Origin of the sequence: Bacillus sp. C28GYM-DRY-1 (assembly GCF_030519405.1) — a bacterium.
Lineage (GTDB): Bacteria > Bacillota > Bacilli > Bacillales > Bacillaceae > Bacillus > Bacillus spizizenii_A.
The window spans coordinates 217,855-242,183 of the sequence record NZ_JAUMKF010000003.1 but is presented as its reverse complement, the minus strand read 5'-3'; the positions used below and the strand labels follow the sequence as shown (position 1 = coordinate 242,183).

Annotated in this window: 23 protein-coding genes; 5 read left to right on the top strand and 18 right to left on the bottom strand. The window is 45.7% G+C overall.

What is annotated here, in order from left to right; translation table 11 throughout:
- Window positions 1-55: 55 nt before the first annotated feature.
- The 11 genes from Q3W56_RS05110 to Q3W56_RS05060 all read right to left on the bottom strand — a co-directional run bounded on the left by Q3W56_RS05110 (window position 56) and on the right by Q3W56_RS05060 (window position 12,151).
- Complete coding sequence (locus Q3W56_RS05110; RefSeq protein ID WP_019714064.1) at window positions 56-1,057, bottom strand: LacI family DNA-binding transcriptional regulator; 1,002 nt, start codon at window positions 1,055-1,057, stop codon at window positions 56-58.
- Window positions 1,058-1,144: 87 nt separating this feature from the next.
- On the bottom strand, window positions 1,145-2,413 hold the full coding sequence (locus Q3W56_RS05105; RefSeq protein ID WP_368045752.1) for an MFS transporter: 1,269 nt from the start codon (window positions 2,411-2,413) through the stop codon (window positions 1,145-1,147).
- Window positions 2,414-2,463: 50 nt separating this feature from the next.
- Complete coding sequence (locus Q3W56_RS05100) at window positions 2,464-3,300, bottom strand: SDR family oxidoreductase (protein ID WP_302894723.1); 837 nt, start codon at window positions 3,298-3,300, stop codon at window positions 2,464-2,466.
- Window positions 3,297-4,376 carry a mannonate dehydratase gene (gene uxuA, locus Q3W56_RS05095; RefSeq protein ID WP_302894722.1) on the bottom strand — a complete coding sequence of 360 codons (1,080 nt, stop codon included), beginning with the start codon at window positions 4,374-4,376 and terminating at the stop codon, window positions 3,297-3,299. Before uxuA ends, Q3W56_RS05100 begins: the two co-directional genes overlap by 4 nt.
- A gap of 24 nt (window positions 4,377-4,400) precedes the next feature.
- On the bottom strand, window positions 4,401-5,420 hold the full coding sequence (locus tag Q3W56_RS05090; RefSeq protein WP_302894721.1) for a zinc-binding alcohol dehydrogenase family protein: 1,020 nt from the start codon (window positions 5,418-5,420) through the stop codon (window positions 4,401-4,403).
- Between the two features lie 5 nt (window positions 5,421-5,425).
- A complete protein-coding gene (gene allD / locus Q3W56_RS05085) occupies window positions 5,426-6,439 on the bottom strand; it encodes an ureidoglycolate dehydrogenase (RefSeq protein WP_302894720.1) in 1,014 nt (337 codons plus the stop codon).
- A 104-nt stretch (window positions 6,440-6,543) separates the two neighbouring features.
- Complete coding sequence (locus tag Q3W56_RS05080) at window positions 6,544-7,923, bottom strand: MFS transporter (RefSeq protein ID WP_302894719.1); 1,380 nt, start codon at window positions 7,921-7,923, stop codon at window positions 6,544-6,546.
- An 82-nt stretch (window positions 7,924-8,005) separates the two neighbouring features.
- Window positions 8,006-9,427 carry a glucuronate isomerase gene (uxaC, locus tag Q3W56_RS05075; protein ID WP_302894718.1) on the bottom strand — a complete coding sequence of 474 codons (1,422 nt, stop codon included), beginning with the start codon at window positions 9,425-9,427 and terminating at the stop codon, window positions 8,006-8,008.
- A gap of 199 nt (window positions 9,428-9,626) precedes the next feature.
- Complete coding sequence (locus Q3W56_RS05070; RefSeq protein WP_003220513.1) at window positions 9,627-10,805, bottom strand: NAD(P)/FAD-dependent oxidoreductase; 1,179 nt, start codon at window positions 10,803-10,805, stop codon at window positions 9,627-9,629.
- Window positions 10,806-10,844: 39 nt separating this feature from the next.
- Complete coding sequence (locus tag Q3W56_RS05065; protein ID WP_268398100.1) at window positions 10,845-11,261, bottom strand: helical membrane plugin domain-containing protein; 417 nt, start codon at window positions 11,259-11,261, stop codon at window positions 10,845-10,847.
- A 392-nt stretch (window positions 11,262-11,653) separates the two neighbouring features.
- On the bottom strand, window positions 11,654-12,151 hold the full coding sequence (locus Q3W56_RS05060) for a cupin domain-containing protein (RefSeq protein WP_302894717.1): 498 nt from the start codon (window positions 12,149-12,151) through the stop codon (window positions 11,654-11,656).
- Window positions 12,152-12,280: 129 nt separating this feature from the next.
- Here Q3W56_RS05060 and Q3W56_RS05055 point away from each other — a divergent pair, with 129 nt between their 5' ends.
- The 3 genes from Q3W56_RS05055 (at window position 12,281) to Q3W56_RS05045 (ending at window position 14,890) form a co-directional block, all read left to right on the top strand.
- Complete coding sequence (locus Q3W56_RS05055; protein ID WP_302894716.1) at window positions 12,281-13,255, top strand: DMT family transporter; 975 nt, start codon at window positions 12,281-12,283, stop codon at window positions 13,253-13,255.
- Window positions 13,256-13,385: 130 nt separating this feature from the next.
- A complete protein-coding gene (locus tag Q3W56_RS05050) occupies window positions 13,386-14,138 on the top strand; it encodes an ABC transporter ATP-binding protein (protein WP_302894715.1) in 753 nt (250 codons plus the stop codon).
- Entirely contained in the window at window positions 14,138-14,890 is a 753-nt protein-coding gene (locus Q3W56_RS05045) for an ABC transporter permease (RefSeq protein WP_302894714.1), read from the top strand. The genes Q3W56_RS05050 and Q3W56_RS05045 overlap by 1 nt, the downstream gene beginning before the upstream one ends.
- A 45-nt stretch (window positions 14,891-14,935) precedes the next feature.
- Here the strand turns inward: Q3W56_RS05045 and Q3W56_RS05040 are convergent, their stop codons facing one another.
- Window positions 14,936-15,748 (bottom strand): uroporphyrinogen-III synthase, encoded by an 813-nt coding sequence (locus Q3W56_RS05040; protein WP_302894713.1) that lies wholly within the window; start codon window positions 15,746-15,748, stop codon window positions 14,936-14,938.
- Window positions 15,749-15,922: 174 nt separating this feature from the next.
- Here Q3W56_RS05040 and Q3W56_RS05035 point away from each other — a divergent pair, with 174 nt between their 5' ends.
- The gene (locus Q3W56_RS05035; protein ID WP_014113438.1) at window positions 15,923-16,111 is read left to right on the top strand and encodes a DUF8096 family protein; all 189 of its coding nucleotides are present in this window, start codon (window positions 15,923-15,925) and stop codon (window positions 16,109-16,111) included.
- 41 nt (window positions 16,112-16,152) lie between these two features.
- Here Q3W56_RS05035 and Q3W56_RS05030 read toward each other — a convergent pair whose 3' ends face one another.
- Window positions 16,153-17,331, bottom strand: coding sequence for a macrolide family glycosyltransferase (locus Q3W56_RS05030; protein ID WP_302894712.1), 1,179 nt, complete (start codon window positions 17,329-17,331; stop codon window positions 16,153-16,155).
- A gap of 21 nt (window positions 17,332-17,352) precedes the next feature.
- Window positions 17,353-18,543 (bottom strand): monooxygenase YjiB, encoded by a 1,191-nt coding sequence (gene yjiB / locus Q3W56_RS05025; RefSeq protein ID WP_302894711.1) that lies wholly within the window; start codon window positions 18,541-18,543, stop codon window positions 17,353-17,355.
- Window positions 18,544-18,933: 390 nt separating this feature from the next.
- Here yjiB and Q3W56_RS05020 point away from each other — a divergent pair, with 390 nt between their 5' ends.
- Window positions 18,934-19,212 carry a hypothetical protein gene (locus tag Q3W56_RS05020; protein ID WP_019714049.1) on the top strand — a complete coding sequence of 93 codons (279 nt, stop codon included), beginning with the start codon at window positions 18,934-18,936 and terminating at the stop codon, window positions 19,210-19,212.
- Between the two features lie 32 nt (window positions 19,213-19,244).
- On the opposite strand, the gene Q3W56_RS05015 is transcribed toward Q3W56_RS05020, so the two are convergent.
- The 4 genes from Q3W56_RS05015 to fdhF all read right to left on the bottom strand — a co-directional run bounded on the left by Q3W56_RS05015 (window position 19,245) and on the right by fdhF (window position 24,295).
- Entirely contained in the window at window positions 19,245-19,871 is a 627-nt protein-coding gene (locus tag Q3W56_RS05015; protein WP_302894710.1) for an NUDIX hydrolase, read from the bottom strand.
- Window positions 19,872-19,949: 78 nt separating this feature from the next.
- Entirely contained in the window at window positions 19,950-20,588 is a 639-nt protein-coding gene (locus Q3W56_RS05010; protein WP_302894709.1) for a DUF4352 domain-containing protein, read from the bottom strand.
- 196 nt (window positions 20,589-20,784) lie between these two features.
- Window positions 20,785-21,345: a helical membrane plugin domain-containing protein gene (locus Q3W56_RS05005; RefSeq protein WP_302894708.1), complete on the bottom strand. Its 561-nt coding sequence runs from the start codon at window positions 21,343-21,345 to the stop codon at window positions 20,785-20,787.
- Complete coding sequence (gene fdhF / locus Q3W56_RS05000; protein ID WP_302894707.1) at window positions 21,338-24,295, bottom strand: formate dehydrogenase subunit alpha; 2,958 nt, start codon at window positions 24,293-24,295, stop codon at window positions 21,338-21,340. Before fdhF ends, Q3W56_RS05005 begins: the two co-directional genes overlap by 8 nt.
- Window positions 24,296-24,329: the final 34 nt, after the last annotated feature.

Genomic DNA, 24,329 nt, shown 5'->3' with positions numbered 1-24,329 from the left:
TTATGCACACGTTAACAAATTTCTGTATAAAGAATGCCCGCTGAAAAACGGGGCATCACGTGGTCAATTGTCTAACTGAATCACGCACCATGAACGCTGTATTTTCCAAGATTTTTTCCGCTTTTGTTTCCGGCTCGCTGATCAGCGACAATAGTTTTTGCGCGCCAAGCACGCTGATTTTCTCTACTGGACGCTTCACCGTTGAAAGCCTTGGCGTAATGTATTGCGAAAATCCAATATCATCAAAACCGATCACTGAAATATCATCAGGGACGCGCAGGCCCTTTGCGAATATCGCATTCATCGCTCCGATTGCCATGTCATCATTCGAACAAAAGACAGCAGTTGGAGGATTCGGCAGTGACAGCAGCCGCTCCATCGCTTGAAAGCCGCTTTCCATATCGTATTGCCCTTTGACACTGTATTCATGTTTGATCGGAATATGATGATGAATTAGTGCTGCTAAGTAGCCTTCCTTACGCTGCTGGGAAGATTTAAAGCCTTCGATTCCCTCAATGATGGCGATATCTTGATGTCCGTTCTTAATGAAGTATTCTACAGCTTCCTGAGAGCCTTCTTTGTCATTGGACAAAATATTGGTGATGCTTCGGTCATCAATATCGCGATTCAGTACCACAAGCGGGATGTTTTTTTCTCGAATATGATAAATAAAAGAATTGTCAATGTCACTTTGGCTCATTAAAATGATGCCGTCATATCTCATTGGCGTAACGGAGTCATAGTTCTTCAGATCATCGATCCCGCGCACATAGAGATTGTAATCCTCACTTATGGCTTGGTTTACGCCTTTGATTGTATCAGCAAAGAAGCTGTGTGAAGTTCCGTTTGTAATGCTTGTAAAGAATAGCCCGATCGTATGAGACTTTTGCATCGCCAGGCTTTTCGCGTTTACATTTGGTGTGTAATTGAGCTGTGCTGCGAGCTCCAGTATTTTTTTCTTCGTATGTTCTTTGATGTAAGGACTGTTGTTGAGTGCTCTGGAAACGGTTGTGTGGGATACGTTTGCGAGTTTTGCGATATCTTTTATGGTTACCATCTAATTCCCTTCCTTATCATACCGGCTGCGATTATTTACTGTATATTGTATCATCAAACATACCGCCTCTCTCACTATATTTCCAGATTAATAAGACAACGGATTCTCCGATTCTGTTCCTGCTTGTTTGCCGATAATCGGACGAACAAAACGAATAACAGCTAGTGAAGCAAAGACAGCTAACCCTCCGGCAAGCAAAAATGCGCCAGAAAACGTGCCCGTTCGGTCAACAATAAAGCCGGTTAAAGCCGGGCCGATAATTCCGGCCGTGTTGGCAAGGAAATGCATAAAGCCGCCTACAGAACCAACATTGTTTTGATCAACCACATCTTGAATGACAGCCCAATAGATAGCCCCTGTCAAATAGAGAAAGAACACTGATAAAGCGACAAGTGTGACAGCGCTCGCAGTAGTTGTCACAAGCCCGGCGAAACCAATCAGAACCGCTGATGAAAACAAACATGAGACAAGCACCACCTTGCGAGAAAACAGCACACCTTTTCGGGCTGTTTTTTTGTACACATAGTCAGAAACAAATCCCCCCGCTGCAAGGCCGATAAAGCCTAAAATCCATGGAATGACTGTGATGACACTCATCGATTCAACACTTAGTCCCCGCTCTTCAACAAGGTAGCTCGGAAACCACGTCAAAAAGAAGAAGAGGATGTAGTTGTAAGCGAAAAAAGCAAATGCCGTAAACAGGACTGTTTTTTGCTTCAGGTAAAAGGTGAGCGGAATTTTTTCTCTAGGAGACGTTTCTGCCTTGATTGCCGGTGCATCCCCCATCGCTACTGGCGGCTTCTCTTTGACAAACTTGAACCAGAGCACTGCCCATATTAATCCAATAATCATAATGAGAACGAAGGATACCTTCCAGCTGAACGCGACTGCGATCATGCCGACGATCGGACCGGAAATGGCTCCCCCGAGTGGCGTTCCGCTGTTGGTCACACCGACAACGGATGCCCGCTGGGTCGGCGGGAACCAGTTATTCACCATTTTATTGATGGTCGCAGACAGCGGGCCTTCTCCCATACCGAAGAGGATGCGTATTATCAGCAGGCTGACAAAACCAAAGGCAAGGGCGACTGCTCCGCTGAACAGCGACCAAACGACCATGGCGACAAACAAGGTCAGCTTTGCCCCGTAGCGGTCAGATGCCACGCCCCCAAGAAAGTTAAAAATGGCATAACCAATTGAAAAACTGCTGAAAATCAAGCCCATTTGCGTGGCAGATAATGTGAGATCATCCTGAATAAAAGGAGCCGCAATGGAAAGCGCCGAGCGATCCAGATAATTAATCACTCCTGCCAGGAACAAAAAAAGGATAACGGGAAGCTTATCTTTTGAGAACATCTCAACCTCACCCCTATGTTGGTTCAGTTTCTTCTGTTGCGCTGCTTTCGTTACACGCCTGAATAAGCCATAAATCCTCCATCGACAGGAACGGTGATCCCGGTGACAAAACCGGAATAGGACTCATCCGCCAGCCAAAGAAGTGTGCCGAGCAGGTCCTCCGGTTTACCAAAGCGCTTCATCGGTGTTCCCGCAATAATTTTGTTAGAACGTCCGGTTAAGCTTCCGTCTCGATTGATCAGCAGATCATGATTTTGCTTTGTCAGAAAAAAGCCTGGGGCAATCGCATTGACCCGCAGTCCGGTTTCGGCAAAATGAACGGCCATCCACATGGTAAAATTATTGATCGATGCTTTGGCGGCACTGTATGCAGGAACCTTCGTCATGGGTGAATAAGCACTCATGGAAGAAAGATTAATAATCGCCGGTGAATCAGCCTTCAGCAGCTCTTTTCCAAACACTTGAGAGGCCAGAAAGGCACCGGTGAAGTTGGTGGAGAATACAGTTGAAAAGCCCCCCTCATCCATATCAAAAAAGGATTGGCCTTCTCCCGCTTCTTCATATGTCTCCACATCGGTTATCGCGTCAGGATGATTGCCGCCAGCCCCGTTAATTAACAGATCAACAGAGCCAAGTCGGCCGAGGATGTCCTCCTTTGCCTGCACAAGTGACCCCCTGTCCAGCACATCCGCAGAAACAGAGCATGCTGTCCCGCCAGCCGCCGTAATCTGCTTCACGACCGCTTGGCCTTTTTCAGCCGTCCGATTCAATATCGCCACCTTCATGCCATGGCGGGCAAGCTCCCGGGCCATCGCTGAACAAAGCACCCCGCTGCCGCCAGTAATGACAGCCGTTTTACCAGCCAGGTTCTCATGCAGGGGGATCATACTTCCACCCCTTTTTTTGCCATTGCTTCATAGGCGTCCCACAGCCCGTTCAAATACATGATGCCTAGGGCCCGATCGTATAAGCCATATCCAGGGCGGCATTGCTCACCCCAAAGATGGCGACCATGATCCGGTCTGACATATCCTTTGTAACCCTGCTTATGCAGTTCTTCCATCACGCCTTTAATGTTGATCGAACCGTCGTTCGTCAGATGAGATGTTTCAATAAAATCGCCATTTTCAAAAATTTTCACATTGCGAATATGTGAAAACGGAGCGATGTCGGCATACGCCTTAGCGATTTCCACCATGTCGTTAGCCGGACTGGCTCCCATTGAACCTGTACAAAGGGTGATGCCATTAGACGGTGAATCTGAAATCGCCCGCAGTTTTTTATAGCTTTCCTCCCCTGTGATAATGCGCGGCAGTCCGAAAATCGGCCATGGCGGGTCATCGGGATGTATAGCCATTTGAACACCGTGACTTTCTGCAACCGGAAGAATTTTCTCCAAAAAGAATGATAAATTGTCCCATAGCTGTTCTTCATCAACCATTCTGTAGGCTGCAAACAGCTCTTTGATCCGGGCTAATTTTTCGGGCTCCCACCCGGGCAGTGTCATGTCAGATGCTTGCTCCACCGTCCGAATCAGCTCTTGAGGCTCAAGGCTCTCCACCTTGGCCTTTTCAAAAAACAGAGCGGTTGATCCATCTTCCAGTGAATGGAACATGTCCGTGCGTGTCCAATCAAAAACCGGCATAAAATTATAACAGATCACTTTCACACCAAATTCGGCAAGGTTACGGATCGTTTGTTTGTAGTTTTCAATATACCGGCCGCGTTCTCCGTTACCGAGTTTAATCGCTTCATGAACATTCACGCTTTCTACAACTTCAGCGTGAAAACCATAGGATTGAATATATTCGGTCTCGGCTCTGATTTCTTCTTTTTCCCACACGTCGCCGACAGGTTTTTGATGGAGAGCCCAAACGATGCCTTTGACTCCGGGAATCTGCTTCACGTGTTCAAGTGTGACTGTATCGTTGCCTCGGCCATACCATCGAAATGTCATATTCATGTGTACACCTCCGGATTGTGTCGATTAATCAAATGTAATAACGGCTTTCCGCACCTGATCTGGATGCTCCTTGATAAACTGAAATGCGTGATGGACGTCATCTACTGAAAATGTATGGGTCACCAGCCCGTTATGCGCTAACCGTCCTTTATTCAAAAGCTCTACCACCTTGGGAAACTGATTGGTCTGCAATCTCGATCCGGTTATCGTGACTTCTTTTTTTGTAATCGGCAGCTGAGAAATCTGTGCCGCTCTTTCATCAAATCCAAGCACAACTACATGTCCCGCGGGAGAAACGACCTCAACTGAAAGCTCAAAAGTCGCCGGCAGACAAACAGCATCAATGACTACATTGGCTCCTTCATTCCCAGTCCATTCGCGGATTCGCTCAGCAACATCTTCAGTTTGGGCATTCACGACAGCGTCAGCGCCGTTTTCTTTCGCAAATGCCAGCCGCTCGTTGTTCAAGTCCGTCATCATGACGGCAGCTCCCGCCAGCTTAGCCATTTTTAACACACAGATCCCAATGGGCCCCGCTCCCTGGATCAGAACGGTATCACCTTTTTCCACCTGGCCTCTCCACACTGCCTGGGCGCCTATCGTGTAAGGCTCGGCCATGACCGCTTCCTCCCAAGGCAAGTCTTTTGAGACAACGTGAAGCTGCCTTTCCGGAAGCACAATATATTCCCGCATGCCGCCATCCTCATGTACGCCAAACACAGAGAGCTTGGCGCAAACATTCGGGCGCCCTTTGCGGCAGGCGTAACACGTTCCGCAATAAGAAATCGGCTCAATCACAACGTGGTCACCGGCTTTTAGGCTCTGCACATTGGCACCAACTTCCTCCACTTGCCCCGTTACCTCGTGGCCGATAACTCTCGGGAGGGTCGCAAGCGGATTCGTGCCATGATAAATGTGCATGTCTGAGCCGCAAATCCCGACTCGCTTGACTTTCACGCGCACTTCATCATCCTTTGAAAGAACCGGCTTCTTCATCTCCGCAGTCAGCAAATCATACGCTTTTCGCACTTGAACCGCTTTCATTTATCTCACCTGCTTTTTAAGAATTCATACACGCTCCGAGCAATTGATATTCCGTGTACCTTATTTCTTTCTTCATGCAGCTGCTCGATCTCGCCGGGCACATACACTCTCTCGACTCCAGCAGCCGGCGGTGACTGCTGCAATTCATTGAGCATGGCATCCATCTGCACTAAAAACGTATCCCGATCGGTAAAAAAGGAAGGGTTAATCGCGCAAACGTAATGTCCCAGCTTTCTTTTTTGATCAAGGCCGCTGTACATTTTGGCGACATGAGGGCCAAAAGCCGCGCCCGCCAGCAATCCGGAAAACACATCCACCATAATAGATAGGCCATAGCCTTTTGGGCCGCCGAAGGTTGAAAGGGAGACGACCTTGTAAGGATCGGTTACTGCTTCTCCGTTTTCATCGACTCCCCATCCCTCAGGAATGTCTTTGCCCTCTTCACGGGCCTGCAAAATCTTCCCAAAGGCCACTTTGGATGTCGCCATATCTAGGATAAATGGTTTTTTATGCTTAGCCGGGACACCGTAAGCAATCGGATTTGTCCCTAAAAAAGGAGACCTCCCCCCAAATGGAACAACGATACTGTCCGTATGCGTCATTGCCATTCCGATCAGCTTTTCTTCAGCTGCTTTTTGCACAAAATAGCTTAGCGCTCCGCAATGACTGCTGTTTACAGCCGTCACCATGCCGACTCCGTTTTTCTTCGCCATGTCAATTGCACGGTCTATCGCCATATCACAAATGACATGGCCGAAACCATCGTCTCCGTCAAGCACACCGGTCACAGGCCCCGTTTCTTTAAAAACAGGATGTGCTTTGGGATTGACCCCTCCCGCCCTTAGCCTGTTCACATAATGTTCTGTTCGCAACACACCATGCGAATGTACACTGCGCAAATCGGCGTGCACGAGGACATCGGCTATTTTTTCAGCGTCTCGTTCATTCAAATGAGCACCGATCAGCTTGACCCGAACGAGTTCCTTGGCTTCTTCAGCCGGTATCGTTACCGTTTTCAATCAAGTGCCTCCTTTCTTGTCTGTTCTTCAGGCACACCTGAGCGAAAACCCTTACAAACACATTGTATTTACAAACTATTTTAAATATTCTCTATATAGAATTGTCAGCTCTTTTGATGAAGATCCTGAACAATCTGTGCATGCTGCTGGTCTGTGAGTTTATAAAGAAAGCCGATAATGATCATCGCTAATGCCAAAGCAATGGCCGGATACAGAAGCAGAAGCGCTTTGATTCCGATTAGCGCCTGTGCTGTCTGGACTGCATTCGGCACATAGCCGATAATCCCCAAACCGATTCCCGAGAGAAAACCGGACAATGACTGAGCAAGCTTTCTGGAGAAATTGAAAAGTGAATATGTCGTTGCTTCTTTCCGTTCACCGGATTTCCATTCGCCATAGTCAATAATATCGGAGACAAGCGCCCACGTAATACCATTTGGGATACTGATACCAATAAAGGCGATACTGGCTAGAATCGTAAACACATAAACGTTAGATGGCAGCATAAAGTTGATTAGATCCGCTGCTACACTGATGCCGAAGCCGATCATTGCCGTTTGTTTCTTTCCAAACACCTTGACAAGCTTTGGCAGAAATACGACGCCCAAAAAGGAAGAACCGATAATAATAAAGTTCATATAAGCCATTAATTCAACATTGCCCAGGTTATATTGTGCGAAATAGACTAGCATGGCGGATTTAATGTTGTATGCGGAAATTGAAAAAATCGTCATCAGGACTAGGGTTAACAGCGGTTTATTCGTAATAAATGTTTTGATGACAGATGAGAATGTTAATTTTTCTTTTGGCGCTTCCGATATGACAATGCGCTCTTTGCAGTTGCGGTAGCAAATATAAAACCAAATTACGCCGAGTGCGGCAAACAGGCCCATGACCACCGGGTAGCCGACCTTCGGATTATCAAACTTGACGAGCAGCGGCATTACGGCCACACTTGTGATAAACAAAGCCCCAAGTGACCCGATTTGGCGGAAAGTCGAAATAGAGGTCCGATCCTCAGAATTTTGAGTCATCGCTGCCCCTAATGAGCCATACGGAATATTCACAAATGAATAGCCGATGCCCCAAATCATATAGGAAGCATATGCATAAATAAGTTTTCCAGTTGTTGATACATTTGGAGACAGAAAAATAAGAACAGTAAGCACCGCAAGCACGATGCTGCCGATTAATAGATAAGGCCTGAATTTCCCCCGTTTGCCGATATGTTTGCGATAATCAATAGATGAGCCCACAATTGGATCTGTTATCGCCGCGAACAGCTTGCTGACTAAAAAAATCCCGCCGGCCATCGCAGCCGGGATTCCCGCTACATCAGTAAAATACTTTAATAAATAAATCTGGCCGAGATCAAACATAAAACCGTTGCCAAAATCACCAAATCCATACGAAATTTTCTCTTTCAATGAAAGCTTCTTCTCCGGTTCGATCGACACAACCTTATTTGCCAGTTCAGTTCGCATCTTACACCTCTGTGTCTTAAGAATTTTCGGGTAGTGATCCGCTCAGGCTGACGCATAATCGCGATACTGAGCGGACATTTGGTTACACGTTTGCTTTCTCTTCTTGAAATTGAAAGTAGTGTTTCGCATTGTCATAGCAAATCCCCTGCACAATGCTTCCCAGAAGCTCCATATCTCGCGGCACTTCGCCGTTTTCCACCCATTCCCCGATCAAATTGCAGACGATCCGCCTGAAATACTCGTGGCGCGTATAGGAAAGAAAACTTCTGGAATCTGTGAGCATACCGATAAAGCGGCTGAGTAGCCCGACGTTTGACAACGCTTTCATTTGATCAAGCATCCCGTCTTTTGTATCGTTAAACCACCAGGCTGTGCCGAATTGTATTTTTCCCGGGGTAACACCGTCCTGAAAACTGTTGATCATGCTGGCGATGACATAGTTATCGTTTGGATTAAGTGAATATAAAATTGTTTTTGGCAGCTTGTTCTCCATCTCAACTGAGTTCAACAGCTTGTATAAAGGCTTAGCAATTTCTTCATCATTCATAGAATCATAGCCTGTATCAGGCCCAAGTCTCTTCATCATTTTTGTATTCGTGTTTCTTAAAGCGTTGATATGAAACTGCATCGCCCAATCGAGCTCCGCATACAAACCGCAAAGAAACTGAAGCGTATACGTCTTAAATTTCTTCTCATCTTCATAGGAAACCTCTGTTCCTTGTAATCTATCAGAAAAAATCCGTCCCGCTTCCTCTTTTGTCGTCTCAGCAAATACCATCGAATCTATGGCGTGATCTGACACTCTGCCGCCGGCTGAATGGAAGAATCGCACCCGTTTTTCTAACGCCTTTAGAAACTCATCGTAGGTTGTAATTGAAATCGCTGCGGCATCTTCAAGTGCCTGCACCCAATCTGGGAAGCCTTCACGATTGATCTCAAGTCCCTTATCCGGCCGAAATCCAGGCAGCACGCTGACAGGAAAATCTTTGTCTTCTTTTAATAATAGATGGTATTCAAGAGAATCGACAGGATCATCAGTTGTGCAAACGACCTTTACATTTGATTTTACGATTAGATCCCTTGCCCCAAAGCCTTCTCCTTGAAGCAGTTCATTCGTCCGTTTCCATATAGCCGGCGCGGATTGCTCATTTAATATCTCATAAATGCCAAAAAAACGCTGCAGTTCTAAGTGAGTCCAATTGTAGAGCGGATTGCCGATCGCCATCGGTACGGTTTTCGCCCAAGCCATGAATTTCCCCTCATCAGGCGCATCGCCGGTAATGTATGTCTCTTCAATCCCATTGGCTCTCATGATGCGCCATTTGTAATGGTCTCCATACAGCCAGGCTTCTGTGATGTTTTGAAAGGTCTTATTTTCATAGATTTCTTTCGGGCTTAAATGGCAGTGGTAATCAATAATCGGCATGTCTTTTGCATACTGGTGATAGAGGCTGACAGCGGTTTCATTTTTCAATAAAAAATTTTCGCCCATAAAGGGTTCCATGTCCTCACCGTCTTTCATTCTATTTCAAAATGTTAACGTTAACATTTTGATTTACTTTATTTTACCGTTATATAACTCTGGGATCAATCTCTTTTTTGAAAATAAAATGTTAACGTTAGCAATCAAAACAAAAAAAGACATTGCCGGAAAGCATCCCGAAAGGAACACTTTTGGCAATGTCCTAGTTCACAAAAAAGGATTAGTAAGCCAGGCTGAAAAGTCCTTTAATGTGAGTTAAGTAGCGTACGTTACTTGCTTCTTTCATCAAGGAAGCAGGAAGACCTTTAAGCGGTGTAGAATTTGCACCAATGATGGCAACCGCGTCTTTGCGTCCGAGGCTTGCAAGTGTACCAGAGTTTACTGGTTTGAATGTTTCAAGCGTTTTGCCTTCTAAGTAAGCAAATAGGTTGTAACCGATCAGCTCACCCATTTGCCATGCGATTTGTGCAGTCGGCGGGTATGGACGGCCGTCTGGAGCAAAGTAAACTGCGCTGTCTCCAGCAACGAATACATCTTCATGAGATGTAGATTGCAGGAAGTCATTTACTGTCGCGCGTCCGCGATTCACTTCAAGACCTGATTCACCGACTAATGGGTTACCTTGTACGCCGCCAGTCCAAACAAATGTGTTGGCAACAACTTTAGATCCGTCTTTCAGATCAATCACGTTTCCTTCTACATTTGTAACAGGAAGACCTGTTAAGAACTCAACGCCGCGTTTTTCAAGGCTTGCAGTCGCACGCTCGATTAGATCATCCGGAAGGACAGGAAGGATTTTCGGACCTGCTTCAACCAGCTTTAATTTGATTTCTTTATGGTCTACGCCGTATTTTTTCGCAAGGTTCGGCATGATATCAGCAAGCTCACCGACAAGCTCAACACCTGTTAAGCCGCCTCCGCCGATAAGGATTGTTGCATCAGCTTCGTTTTTCGTTTGAGAGTACTCGCGCACACGATCTTCAACATGTTGGAAGACTTTGTTCGCATCAGCAGCAGATTTCAATACCATGCTGTTTTCTTCAAGACCTGGGATGCCGAAGTAAGCTGTTACAGAACCAAGACCTACAACAAGCGCATCATAAGTTAATGTAGAACCGTCAGCAAGCGCAACTTCTTTTTTATCAACAGAGAAAGAGCTTACTTCCGCGATTTTAAGATCAATGTCTTTGCCTTTGAAAAGTTTTTCTAATGGCATTGCAACCGCTTTTTCAGACACGTTGCCTGCTGCAAGACGGTGTAACTCCGTAATGATTTGGTGAGTTGGGTATTTGTTTACCACAGTCACGCGTGCTTGTTCTTTTGTGTAATGTTTGCGAACTGTTAGAGCAGAAAGAACTCCGCCATAACCAGCGCCTAGAATGACAATATGTTTTGACATCGTATATCCTCCGTCCTTTATATCAATTTGAATCTGAGATTATTTTTGTTTTTCGTTCATGATTTCAAGGTAGCTGTTAGCAAAACGGAACAGCTTTTGAGCTTGAGGATCTTTCAGCATGCGCAACAGGCCGAAAAGACCAATCGTTTCGTTGCTTGCATCCGCGCGGTCTTTCGCTTCGATTGCAGTCGCAGCTACTTCTTTCGCTGTTTCTTTTACAGGCTCAAGCATTTCAGTGATCGCACCGACAGTGTCGCTTTTTAGCACTTCGTCAGTTGCTACAGACTGAGCGAAATCATAAGACTTCGTTAAAATATTCACTAACTCAGTCAGCTTTGGAAGCTGGTCAACTAAAACGGTCAGTGATTCTTGAACTTCCGGCTTTAACAGCTGATCGATTAGATCTTGCTGGCTTTGGCTGACAGACGCATTTGTTTGATCGATTGTTTCTGGCATATCCAATTCTCCTTTACTATAAGCAGTTTGCAGATTTTTTGTGGAAAGGGTAGTGCCTCTCCCTGGTCTCATGCTTGAAAGCATAAGAATAAGGATTGTGAATTCATGCACAATCATTTACAAAAATAAATGTTTACTACCCAGTTTTTCATCTTGCCATATTCAGTATTATTTTTATCTCAAAAATAAACAATTGAATAAGTCAAAAATCTTTTACTCTCTCTGAAAATAGCAAACACAAAAAACTCCAATTCGATTACCTTCTATATGATAACACTTTTTGAACAAAATTTGAACGTGAATTGCTTCGATTATGAAATTAATTTATATGGAGCTCATGTCATAACATTTCTCCGGCACCAGTTATTGACAATCTACCAATTTTCTCCCCTTCACTTTACCCATATCTCCAATAGAGGTTCTCTTTTTCCTGTAATCGGATCTTTCGCTGGCAATGACACCCTCTTGATCTGTTCCCTCGCTTCCTTCCGTTCACTCGGCTCTCCCGTCTTCATATCATAATGAACGCCTCCCGGATAAGCGCCAATGACGGTAAAATTGGAACTCGCGCTTAGCTTTTTATGGCCGACTCCAGCTGGAATCACGACTGCGTCACCGGATTTGAAAGGAATAGCGGCCCCTTTTTCTCCCCCAAATTGAATCACAGCCTCTCCCCAGACTGCAATCAGGACTTCATGCGTATTGCTGTGATAATGATGGTATGGAAAAACACTCCCTGACCAGCTGTTAGACCAGCCATGCCGATTGACGATCCGCTCTGCCTGACCGGTGTCCTTGAGTGCGTTTTGATACACAACGAGCGGAAAATCAGGGTGATTCGGAATCCTGCCATCATCCTGAAAAAAGTAAGTCTGTGTCCTTGGTACCATCAATGTCACCTCCATTTTTTGTCTTCCACATAAATCGGTTCGCAAAACATGTTTATTTTCTGACGACTCCATTGATCTGTGCGGTACCGAATAGTATAGTAAAAAAAACATGCCAGAATGAGGGATATCATGAAAGCAATCGTTATCGGAATATTGGCTTCACTCTTTTTCGCCGTTACCTTTATTTTAAACAGAGCGATGGAGTTATCCGGAGGCAGCTGGCTTTGGAGCTCTTCGCTGCGCTTTATTTTTATGGTTCCGTTTTTATGTTTGATCGTCATCATGAAAGGGACATTCACCCCTCTCTTACAAGAGATGCGGAAAAAGCCGTTCTTTTGGATCAAATGGAGCTTTGTCGGCTTTGTGCTTTTTTACGCCCCGATCACATTTGCAGCTGCATACGGTCCAGGTTGGCTCGTAGCCGGGACCTGGCAAATCACAATTGTAGCCGGCGTTCTGTTATCTCCATTTTTCTATGTCAAAAAAGACATGCCGGGTGGGCCGCAGCTCGTTCGGCAAAAGATTCCCCTTGTTTCACTTGGCACTTCCGTAATCATCCTGATCGGAGCGGCACTGATACAGCTTCAGCATGCAGAATCGCTTTCTGGGAAGATGCTGCTTTTAAGTGTGCTGCCGGTTGTCATTGCGGCTTTTGCCTATCCGCTAGGAAACCGGAGAATGCTCGAAGAATATGGGGGCCAGCTTGATACATTTCAGCGTGTGCTGGGGATGACCTTGGCAAGCCTTCCATTCTGGCTTATCGTAGCAGCTTACGGCTGGTGGTCAGATGGCCTTCCGACAGCAGGACAAACTGTTCAATCCTTTATCGTGGCCGTCAGCTCAGGCATCATTGCGACCGTTTTATTTTTCTGGGCCACTGATATGGTAAGAGACAATCCGCAAAAACTCGCAGCCGTTGAAGCCACTCAATCCGGTGAAGTGATTTTCGCGCTGCTTGGTGAAATTGTTCTGCTGTCAGGCGTTTTTCCATCCCTTTTATCATTTGCCGGTTTGTTCATCATTATTGCGGGGATGGTATTACATACCTTTGCTTCACAGCCGAGAAAAAGGAAAAAGAAAACACAGTCAAATCTGACCGCGTAGGCATCTGCCGGAGAATGGGTGAAAGCCTGTTCTAAGCCTGTTCTCCTTTATTTTTACTACCACAAGGCATTGGTTTCACGTTATATTAAATAGAGTATCAGCCTACTTATACTGAAAGGTGATTATTGTAATGGAAGCAAATGATCAAACACAAAACATACCAGCCATCTCCTTCAGATCAGTCAGAAAAAGCTATGAACAAGATGGACAAGCTTATGATGTACTGCAGGATGTCACCGGAGACATTCAACAGGGCGCAATCGTTGCTGTTTTAGGCCCTTCCGGTTCAGGTAAAAGCACCCTTCTGTCCATGTGCAATTTAATGAACACGCCGGATCACGGCGAAGTGAACATATACGGAAAGGAAATCAGGGATTGGAATGTCAATGAGCTGAGGCGAACGGCAGCTCTCGCGTTTCAATCGGCTCCCGTTCTTGACGGAACAGTACGTGACAACCTTAGTCTCGTACAAAGGCTGCATCAATCCCAGCTGTACTCCCCTGAAAAGCTCGCTTCTCTTATAGGGCTGCCCCCAGAGCTGTTAGATAGAAGCGCCAAGGACTTATCGGGCGGACAGCGGCAAAGACTGTCACTGGCCAGAACACTCGCAAATCCTTCCTCTATTTTATTGCTGGACGAGATCACGTCGGCCTTGGACCCTGTGTCTGCTCTTGAGATTGAAGAACTGATCAAACGTCAGCATCAAGAGAAAAAATGGACAGTCATGTGGGTCACTCATAATATGGAGCAAGCAAAACGAGTTGCCGATACCATTTGGTTTATGGCGGATGGCCGTCTGCTGGAAATTGCAGAAACGGATACATTTTTCTCCAATCCACAGCATAAAGCAGCTAAAGATTTCTTGAAGGGAGGAACCCGCTAATGGATTACCTTTCTCTCTCTTTAACGATGATCTTTGTTTTGATCGCCTTGTTTTTATCAAATTCCTTTAAAGCCGGCGTAGAAAAAGACATGATCATTGCCACCATCCGGGCGGCTGTACAGCTGCTTATCATCGGTTATGTACTGTCGCTGATTTTCCGCGGAGACCATCCTGTTTTTATCCTTCTGATGGTGCTGTTAATGCTGGCAGTGGCAGCGCAAAATGTGATCAAACGAAAGAAAAATACAATCGGTTCGTTTTGGAGAGTGTTTGCGGCGTTAGCAATTGTAGAAATTGTGACGCAGGGAATTCTCTTGTCTCTTCATATCATCCCGCTTACGGCCCGTTATGTCATTCCGATCAGCGGAATGGTCATCGGAAATTCGATGGTGCTTTCCAGTCTATTTTTAAACCGGCTCAGCTCAGAAGTCGAAGTTCGCAAAGAAGAAATCCAATTAATATTGTCTCTTGGAGGCACACCGAAGCAATCCATACAGCGTATTCTTACTTCTGCGATGAAAATGAGTATGATCCCGACGCTGGAAAGCCAGAAAACACTGGGGCTTGTTCAGCTTCCAGGCATGATGACAGGCCAGATTTTAGCGGGCGCGGATCCGATTCAGGCGGTCCGTTTTCAGCTCTTAATCGTGTTTACAACGATGGCGTCAGCGGCGCTGACATGTGTGATTTTAAGCGTGCTGACATACCCGTCATTATTCACCTCGCATCAGCAGCTGGAGCAGAATGGCTGACAGACAAAAGCCGCTTTCCAAGAGAAAAGCGGCTTTTTGTACTCGTTATACCGTTTCTTCATAATACTTGGACAGTTCAACAATCATCGCGCCCATCCGCTCAATCTCCGGCGCAAGCAGTCTCGTGATTCCTTCTTCCCGCAGCGCTTCAGCAGTCACTTTTCCGACAGCCGCAGCGATGGCGCGCTCTTCGAATACCGCCTTCACCTCATTGATATAGCCGCGCTCCCTGGCAAAATCAAATAGGGAACGGACCTGAATTGCCGTTGTAAAACATACGGCGTCGACCTCACCGTTCATCAGTTCTCGGCATAACCGCTCCACCGTTTCCTCCTCTGGCGGGATGTGCTGATAAGGCAGAATCGGCAGGACAGACGCGCCCTTTTCTTCAAGAAATGTTATGAGGGCTGGTGCTTTTTCTCCATGTAGCTGCACCATGACTGTTTTTCCTGAAAAGTCGTAAGGTTCCAAGGAACGGATTAAGCCTCTTGTTGTCCCGTCTTCGTCCGAAGCTTCCGGTGTGATCCCAAGCTTTTTCAACGCAGACAGCGTTTTGTAGCCTCGGCATGCCGCTTTCGCTTGGCGAATGGCCTGCAGAAACTCGTCTTTCAGACCGATTTTCTCTGCCATATCGACAAGAGTCTCCGTGCCGATGCCTGTCGTGAAAATGACCCAGTCAGCTTTTTCCTCCGCAAACGTCCGCAAATCCGGCTCCACCTGCTTCTCTGCTAAGTAAACCGTGCCTTGGAGAGGCCGGATGACAGGAGTTCCGCCCTGTTTTTCAATGATCGTACTGATTTCTTCCGTTTTTCGAGAGCCCCCGATCGCCACTCGCTTTCCATGTAACCCTTTTCCCATAACCGTTTCTCTCCTCTTTGCATAGGCTTTTTATGTATACAAGTTTAATAAAGCTATTGTGGCGCAAACCAAGGGAGAAATCAAGATAAACCCAAGCCTTTAAAATCCATTTGAATACACCTGAAGCTTGCTGTAAGATAAACAGCAGACACGTTTACGAACGGAGGATCGATTATGGAAACAAAAAAAGAAGAATATGAAACAAAAGGCTACGATACATCGATCGTTTACGAATTTAACGAATATCCGGACGTCCGCAGCGGGCGCTGTGATAATTGTGATTACACACTGTTCAAAAGCTCTGTAAAAGGCGGTAAATTTCTTAGAGAATGCCGGAGATGCGGGATGAAAAAAAATATTTAAACAAAAAACCGAAATCGTATATTGATTTCGGTTTTTGTGATTTACTGTATGACAGCGGATTTTTTCATAAACGCTTCAATCTCAGCTGCCGCACGCTCCGCTCCGCCTGCTTCTTTTACATCCTTTTGCATATTCTTGACGCGGCTGAGCACCTCTTGATCACCGGATACAGCCTGAACCGCTTGCTGCAGCCTGGAAACCGTCACTTCCTCTTTCGGCAAATAAACCCCAAGGCCTAATTCATCGACACGCTTAGCAGTGAGCTCCTGCTCATACATTTGCGGAATGACGACCAGCGGCACACCGGCATTCATCGCTTCCATCGTACTATTCATCCCGCCATGAGAAATAAACAAATCGGCTTTTGCCAACACCTCAAGCTGCGGCACACTTTGGCGAATGGTAAAGTTAGCAGGGATTTCATCCAGGCTTTCAGGATCAATCGTTTTCCCGACGGACATAATCACTTGCCATGAAGAATTCCGAAATGCCTCAATGCACATCTTATAAAACTCCGGCCATGCGTTAAACGCCGTTCCCAATGAAATGAGCATAACCGGGCGATCGTCCTTTTCAATTAACAGGCTTTCCTGTTCCGAGCGTTTTCCAAGGGATGGACCGACAAAACAAAAACGGTCATCGAAGGTCTCATACTGAATCTGAAAAGACTTTGGCATAAAGACAATATTTAATGCTTCCGGCACAGCTAACTGTTCAAATGAAACATGCGGCAATTGCTCTTGCTCCAAGTAGGTTTTAAATTCTGCCTCTGCTTCTTTCATTTTTAACATCATGTCTTCATTTCCTAGCTGAAAGGATTCATTTTGGGCATATGAAGAACAGAGCTTGATGACAGGTACATGAAGCTTGTCAGCAAACAATTTTCCCGCTAGCGCAATAAAATCATAGATAATCAGATCAGGATGATCATTCTGATATAAATCCTCAAGCTGCGGCAGGATGCTAAGTGATTCTTTTAAGAGACTGATCGGTGTTTCATTTTTTTCCATCAGCTCCCTGATTTGCTTAGGATCAATATTCAAGGATGTATGATAGATCAATGCTTCTGCACCGGCTTGCTGAACAGCAGGTGCGAACTCCTCAGTCGTCGCATATGTGACACGATGCCCCTTCTCACAAAGCTTCTCTACTAAAGCAAGCGTAGGATTGACGTGCCCGTACGCCGGTATATTGATTATCGAAATATGGTGCTTTTTCATCATTCTCAGTCTCCTTATCTATTAAATGTTCAGACGGAAGCTCTTTAATCCGTATATCACGCTGTTTTCAATCGGAGTGATACTGGCGCACTCCATATGAGGAAAAGCAGAAATCAAAGACGTTAACGCGATCGTTGCTTCAAGACGGGCAAGCGGTGCCCCAAGACAAAAATGGATGCCGTGTCCAAACGCGATATGCGGATTAGGATGGCGGTGAATATCAAACAGGTGTGCCCTGTCAAACTTCGTTTCATCACGATTTGCAGATGCCACAAAAGCCAGAATCATATCACCTTCTTTAATGAGGTGTCCACCGATCTCCGTATCCCGTTTGGCAATTCGCCTCAAAACCGGTGCAGGCGCCCTAAAACGCAAAGCCTCCTCGACAGCCTGAGGCATCATTTCAGGATGGCTGCGCAGTTCATCATACACATCCGGTGTTTCCAATATGCTGTACATCGCATTTGAAATCAGGTTTGTCGTGGTTTCATTCCCAGCCACCAGCAGCAGCGTGCAAAACGGAACCAGCTCTTCTCCGGACAGCTTCTCGCCTGTTTCTTCCGCTTCCACTAAAATTGAAATGATGTCCTGTGCCGGTTTGTTCCGCTTTTCTTCAATGATGTTGGCAAAAAAAGCGGCCAGTTCTTCTTCGCACTTGTGTCGTTCTTCCAAAAAAGCTTTTTCAGCTTCTTCACTTTTATCCTTCGGCGTGCTGACCAGAAGATCAGACCATGTTTTAAACTGATCCATATGCTCCGAAGGCACTCCGAGCAACTCAGATATCACGACAACCGGTAGCGGATATGAAAAATCGTGAACAAGGTCAAACCCGCTTCGCCCCTGAAATGTTTGAATTAGTTCATCGGTGATTTCCTGAATTCTCGGTTCCCATTGCTTCATCACACGCGGCGTGAAGGCTTTATTCACTACAGAACGGATTTGCGTATGCCTCGGCGGATCCATGTTAATGATGGAATTTCCAATAGTGCTTGACTGCTGCGGCATATAACTGGAAAACAGCTCTTTATCCCCAATGACTTTTTTGACATCATCATAAAGAAAAACGCTCCACACTTGGTTTTCTTCATCAAAGGAAACAGGCGCATCCTTTCTCATCGATTCGTACCAAGGAAACGGATGATAAGCATCCTGTTGGTTTTTTCCATTGAGCAGCGCTCGCTGCAAGGCTTGCCGGCGGTTTAACACATTCATGCATTGTCACTCCCCTTGAAAGAATTCAGCAATTGACGTTCTTCTTCACCTCCCGCTTTCAAAAAAGAGAGGGACAACAAATATAGACAAATTCATAACAGCAGGCAGGCGATCAAGATGTCCGATGCAGGCATCATATATTCCCCCTCGAATTTCGTTCATCTTACCATAATCTTTCAATTTTTTTCTATTCTGCACTACCGTTTTGGCTCACAACGTGACCTTAGGCATAAGCATGCAAATTCAATATGCATTCAATTGCACCGCTCCGATCAGAAAACACCCCTCATTCCAACCAATAGCCCTAACCTAAAAAAATGACTTTTCCAGTATATCAAGCAAGCTGATTCTGTGATTAAATAAAGGATAAAAGGTGAAGGAGAGAACAACATGGCAGCACAGACCCATTTCAAAAAACAAGTTGTCGGCATCCTACTTTCACTGGCATTTGTATTGTTTGTGTTCTCTTTTTCTGAGAGACATGAGAAACCGCTTGTTGAAGGAAAGAATCAGGAAAACTGGCATGCTGTCGTTGACAAAGCTTCTGTAGAGATTTACGGCAGCCGATTAGTTGAAGAAAACAAATTAAAGCAAAAACTCGGCCTTAAACAAGCCGATTCTATATTGACCCTTCTAAAACTAGCCAATGAAAAACATATTGCGCTATAACAAAGAAAGAGCCTTCCGGGCTCTTTCTTTGTTTAGTCAAATATTGTGGCCTTTTCAGGATGGCGCATAAAATCAAACACCATGCCTAGCTGTGAAGGTGTGTTTCGTTTTAGGGAAAGCGGCGGGAGTCTGTCTTCCGGAAAAAAAGCGGCATGGTTCGTCTCAATTCCTATTTCTCCCTGTCCGCCTAATATGCTGCATTCAATGAATATCTTATAGAAATGATATGGCTGAGGGGGATGAGGGTGCTTATGGCTGTCTAGCACGGCCAGCAATCGGGACGGTTCAGTATCGTAACCCGACTCTTCTTTGATTTCCTTGATCACGTTTTCAGCCGGTGATAAACCAATCTCGCAAAACCCGCCCGGCAGCGACCACAGCTCATCATGCTTCTCCCGAACAAGCAAAACCTGATTCTCTCGAAATACTGCGCCGCGAACATCCGCTTTCGGTGTCGGATAGCCTTTCTCCCCCTTCCATAAATCAGTGATGACTTCCATTTCCGTTTGCGAGTAATCCGCCATCATCTCTACGCTGAGCTTCATCAGCTCTTCGTACCTTTCCCGGTCATACACATCCTTGGAAAAAGCGAGCCCCGCCTGTGCGATCGCCTGAATCCGCTGCGCCCGTCCCAGCCATTTGGTTTGCACTATTATCACTCATCCTTTTAAGTTATTTTTCACTATAAAAAATGCACGTTTCTCATTGATGAAAACGTGCTAACGGCAAATCAAGTTCTAATCTAACTTCACCAAATAATCAATATCGTCCTTTACTCTCTCTTCAATATTACTTCTTGTGGTATCAGCTAAAAACGGATTATATACCAGTGTGTATTGTTTCTGTTCACCTTTAGGGATGACATAACTGACTACACCTGTAACCTTTTTTCCTGGCACTAGTGTTCCTCCCATAAGGGTCCTGCCCTTCTCTTCTATAGAAAAAACAGGCCGGACTGATTGATCGTTCTTGTCTTTTAAATCAAACCCGATAAAATTGTAGCTTATTGAATCTTTTCCTATGTTTTCTATTGTAACTTCTATAATTAGCCGTTCCTCTTTTTCTTTTATTGTTTTTGGCTTCGCGTCTACAGCTCCTCCAACATCCATATATTCACCTTTTTGCACTTTATCAACTTTATTCACTGTAAGATTCGTATGTCCTGCTTTAAATGTTTCTCCTATTTTATGTATTTGATCATCTTTTTTAGACTCCGATACATTGCCTTCCTTCAGTTCTTTATCAAGTTCCTTTTCAAGCTCTTCTTGCGTTTTTTCTTTCGGTTTTTCCTTCTCTGACGCATCGCTCGATTGGCTGCATGCGGAAAGCGCAAACCCGATCGTCAGGACAAATAATAGCAATAAGACTTTTTTCATCACTGTTCCCCCATCTAAAGTAATCGTTTCTATTATAATTATATGTTTCCTTTTCTTAACAGATAGTAAAGTAATGATTTTTTCTGTCTCATTCATTACAAACTTACTTCTTTCTAGTCTTTGAACATTTTTTACTAGTCCATTAGACCTTCTCATCAAAAAACCCGAGCAGGCAGCAGCCGGCTCGGGCAGGTGATCAATCTCGCTTATTCATATCCCTTTTCTCTCGGGGTTCCTGATGATGTTTTTGATGCTCTGGAGGCTGAGTCGTGCGTTCCAGCTCCTTTGTATCTTGTCCCATTCCTTTTAAAAAGGAGAAAAGCAGTGTAACTGCTTTGTTGATTTCCGGGTCTTTGAGTGAACGGATGATATCAAAATAACCTGTTTTCTCTTCGCTGTCCTTCTGTTCCACCGCATTTGCCACACCCGCATTCACTTTCAAAATGAGAGGCTCCAGCTGTTTCACATCCAGCATGCCTAGCGTTCCAAACAGAAGAAGCAGATTTTTCAGCGTATTGGCTGTTTCCTCTGTATCTGCCTTTTTCACTAAGATATCAAGAACTTTATCCCCTTGGCCAAAAAGGCCGCGGAGCAATGGCAGGACACCGCGCTCGTTCATGTGGCCGAGCATTTGCAGCGTTTCTAGAATGGCTTCCTTATTTTCAATTAATGCACCTTCAATTTCTTTCATATCACGCTTACGCTGATCCTCTTCGGTTACTTGGATTTTCTGGATTTGTTTAATTGCTTTAGCCATTACGCCCAATCCCCCTTTTTACTGCGTCTCCAGGGAAAATATAATCCTTCCGCGCCCATTTCTTTTGCACTTGCACACCGATTTGCGGCTGCGGGTTGCCGTTGCGGTGATTGATTTTAGGGAGCGGGTTGGTTCCGTCGCGCTTCAAAATTTCCATCTTAGCTGATGTTTCCTTGTATGCCGGCGTATCGGTATCCTTATCTGCATGGCTGCCTGTTAACAGGTTGATCGCCGCTTCCCCTGAGTCGTTCATTGGCAGATATACTTCCTTCCCTTTGACACGATCAGTGATCAAACACTTCACTTTGACATTTCCGAAAGGCGATGTGAGTCTGACAAGGGTTCCGTCCTGAATTCCCCGTTCTGCCGCAAGCTCTGGAGAAATTTCTAAGAACACTTCCGGTGTTTTTTTCGAAATGCCTTTTGATTTGTAGGTCAGGTTCCCTTCATGGAAATGCTCTAAGAGCCGCCCATTGTTGACGTGTATATCATATTCCTCACCGAACTCTTTGGGCTCCGTCCACTGAACAGGATAAAGAATGGCTTTTCCGTCCGGGAAAGGAAAGCGCTCGGTAAAGAGTAAAGGCGAATCCTTTCCATCAGCGCTTACAGGCCATTGCAAGGAATTGTAGCCTTCAAGGCGTTCATAGGTGACGCCTGCATAAATCGGAGACAGCTTGGCTGCTTCCTCCATAATGTCTCCAGGGTGCTCATAGTGCCAGTCAGCACCGAGCTTATTGGCAACCTCCATAATAATCTGCCAGTCCGGCTTTGAATCGCCCAGCGGTTCAAACACCTGATACAGCCGCTGAATACGGCGTTCTGTGTTTGTAAAGGTTCCCTCTTTTTCAAGGCTCGGGCTCGCAGGAAGAACAACATCAGCAAACTCGGCTGTACGTGAAAGGAAAATATCCTGTACCACAAAGAAATCAAGCTTTTCATAGGCAGCGTGTACATGATTGATATTGGAATCGACCAGACCCATTTCTTCCCCTTTTACATACATCGCTTTCAGCTGGCCGGAATGGATTTTTTCGATCATTTCGTGGTTGGTCATGCCCGTCTCCTTCGGCAGCGGTACACCCCACACCCGTTCGTACTTTTGGCGAACTTGTTCGTCCGTCACTTTTTCATAGCCCGGCAGTCTGTCAGGCATGCTTCCGAAGTCACTTGCTCCCTGCACATTGTTATGGCCACGCAATGGGTAAGATCCTGCTCCCGGTTTTCCGTAGTTTCCTGTCACTAGCAACAGATTAGAAATAGCCGTGCTTGTGTCACTTCCGCCAATATGCTGTGTCACGCCCATTGCCCACAATGCGCACACACTGTCAGCCTGACCTATCATCTCTGCCATTTGGATGAGGGTCTCTTGATCAATTCCGGTTTTCTCCTCGGCATATTCAAGGGTATATGGCGCCAGGCTTTTCACATATTCATCCCGTCCGTTCACTTTTTCCTGCATAAATCGTTCATCGGCCTTGCCGTTTTCAATTAAATATTTGGCGATGGCATTCAGCCAGACGATATCTGATCCGGCACGCGGCTGGACAAATAAATCAGAACGCTCTGCCATTTCGTGTTTTCTGATATCTGCTACGATCACTTTCTGCCCTCTCAGCTTATGAGCCCGTTTAATGCGAGTGGACAAGACCGGATGCGACTCAGACGTGTTCGAACCGATGATCAAGACAAGGTCCGCTTGCGCGATATCTGTAATCGACCCTGAATCACCGCCATAGCCGACTGTCCGGAACAGGCCGGCAGTCGCAGGAGATTGGCAATAGCGCGAGCAGTTGTCCACATTATTTGTGCCAATGATCCCTCTTGCCAGCTTTTGCATGAGGTAGGATTCTTCGTTTGTACATTTAGATGATGTAATAAAGGCAAGTGAATCCGGGCCAAACTCTTCTTTTAAATCCGTGAACTTGCTGGCAATCAGCGATAACGCCTCCTCCCATTCCGCTTCGCGGAAATGGTCGCCTTCGCGGATCAGCGGCTTTGTCAAACGTTCCTCACTGTTCACGAAGTCCCAGCCGAACTTTCCTTTTACACAAGTAGAAATACCGTTGGCAGGCGCTTCCTCCTGCGGCTCGACTTTCAGAATGTCTCTGCCCTTTGTCCAGATATCAAAACTGCAGCCGACGCCGCAATAGGTGCAGACGGTTTTCGTTTTTTTGATTCGCTCATCACGCATGGCGGATTCCATATCGGAAATAGCGAGAATCGAGCCGTAGCCTGTCTCTACGCCTTTTGTGATCTCGATCATCGGACGGAGCGATTCGTTATCAATGCCTGTTAAATATCCAGCTTCCCCCTCCATTCCTTTTTCCATCATCGCGTTACATGGACAGACGGTGGAACAGTGGCCGCACGATACACAAGACGACTCATTGATCGGCACATCGTTATCCCAAATGACCCGCGGGCGTTTCCGCTCCCAGTCAATGGTCAGTGTTTCAGTCACCTGAACGTCCTGACACGCTTCGACACAGCGTCCGCACAAAATACATTGATCTGGATCATATCGGTAAAACGGATGTGATTCATCCTTATGGTAAGGCTTCTGGTCAAACGGGATGCTTTGGTGATTGATTTTCATTTCCTTCACCGTATTATGTATTTCGCATCCCCCGTTGTTGTAATCGCAAACTGTACAATAAAGCTCATGATTATATAAAATCTTGTCCATCCCGATGACCTGAGCTTTTTTCACATCAGGTGAAAGCGTATCAATGACGTCTCCATCCTGTAATTCAGTGGAGCACGACCTCTTCAGCTCACCATTGATACTGACGATGCAGGTATCACATGTTTCAATCGGCCCTAAGCTTGGATGATAGCAGACTTGCGGCACTTCAATCGAACTGTTATTCAAAAGCTGAAGCACCGTCTGTTCTTCGGACGCTTCCATTTCAACGCCGTTTATAGTGATGTTTTTCTGTTCAGCCATCTCCATTCCCCTTTCTTGCTTGTGTATATACCGA

Bases quoted from the DNA above. Each gene is read 5' to 3' on its own strand.
- Q3W56_RS05005 (WP_302894708.1), bottom strand. From the start codon at position 21,345: ATGGCTAAAGCAATTAAACAAATCCAGAAAATCCAAGTAACCGAAGAG.
- uxuA (WP_302894722.1), bottom strand. From the start codon at position 4,376: ATGAATATGACATTTCGATGGTATGGCCGAGGCAACGATACAGTCACA.
- Q3W56_RS05065 (WP_268398100.1), bottom strand. From the start codon at position 11,261: ATGCCAGAAACAATCGATCAAACAAATGCGTCTGTCAGCCAAAGCCAG.
- Q3W56_RS05020 (WP_019714049.1), top strand. From the start codon at position 18,934: ATGGCAGCACAGACCCATTTCAAAAAACAAGTTGTCGGCATCCTACTT.
- Q3W56_RS05040 (WP_302894713.1), bottom strand. From the start codon at position 15,748: ATGGGAAAAGGGTTACATGGAAAGCGAGTGGCGATCGGGGGCTCTCGA.
- Q3W56_RS05110 (WP_019714064.1), bottom strand. From the start codon at position 1,057: ATGGTAACCATAAAAGATATCGCAAAACTCGCAAACGTATCCCACACA.
- yjiB (WP_302894711.1), bottom strand. From the start codon at position 18,543: ATGAATGTGTTAAACCGCCGGCAAGCCTTGCAGCGAGCGCTGCTCAAT.
- uxaC (WP_302894718.1), bottom strand. From the start codon at position 9,427: ATGGAACCCTTTATGGGCGAAAATTTTTTATTGAAAAATGAAACCGCT.
- Q3W56_RS05055 (WP_302894716.1), top strand. From the start codon at position 12,281: ATGAAAGCAATCGTTATCGGAATATTGGCTTCACTCTTTTTCGCCGTT.
- Q3W56_RS05080 (WP_302894719.1), bottom strand. From the start codon at position 7,923: ATGCGAACTGAACTGGCAAATAAGGTTGTGTCGATCGAACCGGAGAAG.
- Q3W56_RS05090 (WP_302894721.1), bottom strand. From the start codon at position 5,420: ATGAAAGCGGTTCAAGTGCGAAAAGCGTATGATTTGCTGACTGCGGAG.
- Q3W56_RS05105 (WP_368045752.1), bottom strand. From the start codon at position 2,413: ATGTTCTCAAAAGATAAGCTTCCCGTTATCCTTTTTTTGTTCCTGGCA.
- Q3W56_RS05045 (WP_302894714.1), top strand. From the start codon at position 14,138: ATGGATTACCTTTCTCTCTCTTTAACGATGATCTTTGTTTTGATCGCC.
- fdhF (WP_302894707.1), bottom strand. From the start codon at position 24,295: ATGGCTGAACAGAAAAACATCACTATAAACGGCGTTGAAATGGAAGCG.
- Q3W56_RS05035 (WP_014113438.1), top strand. From the start codon at position 15,923: ATGGAAACAAAAAAAGAAGAATATGAAACAAAAGGCTACGATACATCG.
- Q3W56_RS05030 (WP_302894712.1), bottom strand. From the start codon at position 17,331: ATGAAAAAGCACCATATTTCGATAATCAATATACCGGCGTACGGGCAC.
- Q3W56_RS05050 (WP_302894715.1), top strand. From the start codon at position 13,386: ATGGAAGCAAATGATCAAACACAAAACATACCAGCCATCTCCTTCAGA.
- Q3W56_RS05100 (WP_302894723.1), bottom strand. From the start codon at position 3,300: ATGATCCCCCTGCATGAGAACCTGGCTGGTAAAACGGCTGTCATTACT.
- Q3W56_RS05010 (WP_302894709.1), bottom strand. From the start codon at position 20,588: ATGAAAAAAGTCTTATTGCTATTATTTGTCCTGACGATCGGGTTTGCG.
- Q3W56_RS05070 (WP_003220513.1), bottom strand. From the start codon at position 10,805: ATGTCAAAACATATTGTCATTCTAGGCGCTGGTTATGGCGGAGTTCTT.
- Q3W56_RS05060 (WP_302894717.1), bottom strand. From the start codon at position 12,151: ATGGTACCAAGGACACAGACTTACTTTTTTCAGGATGATGGCAGGATT.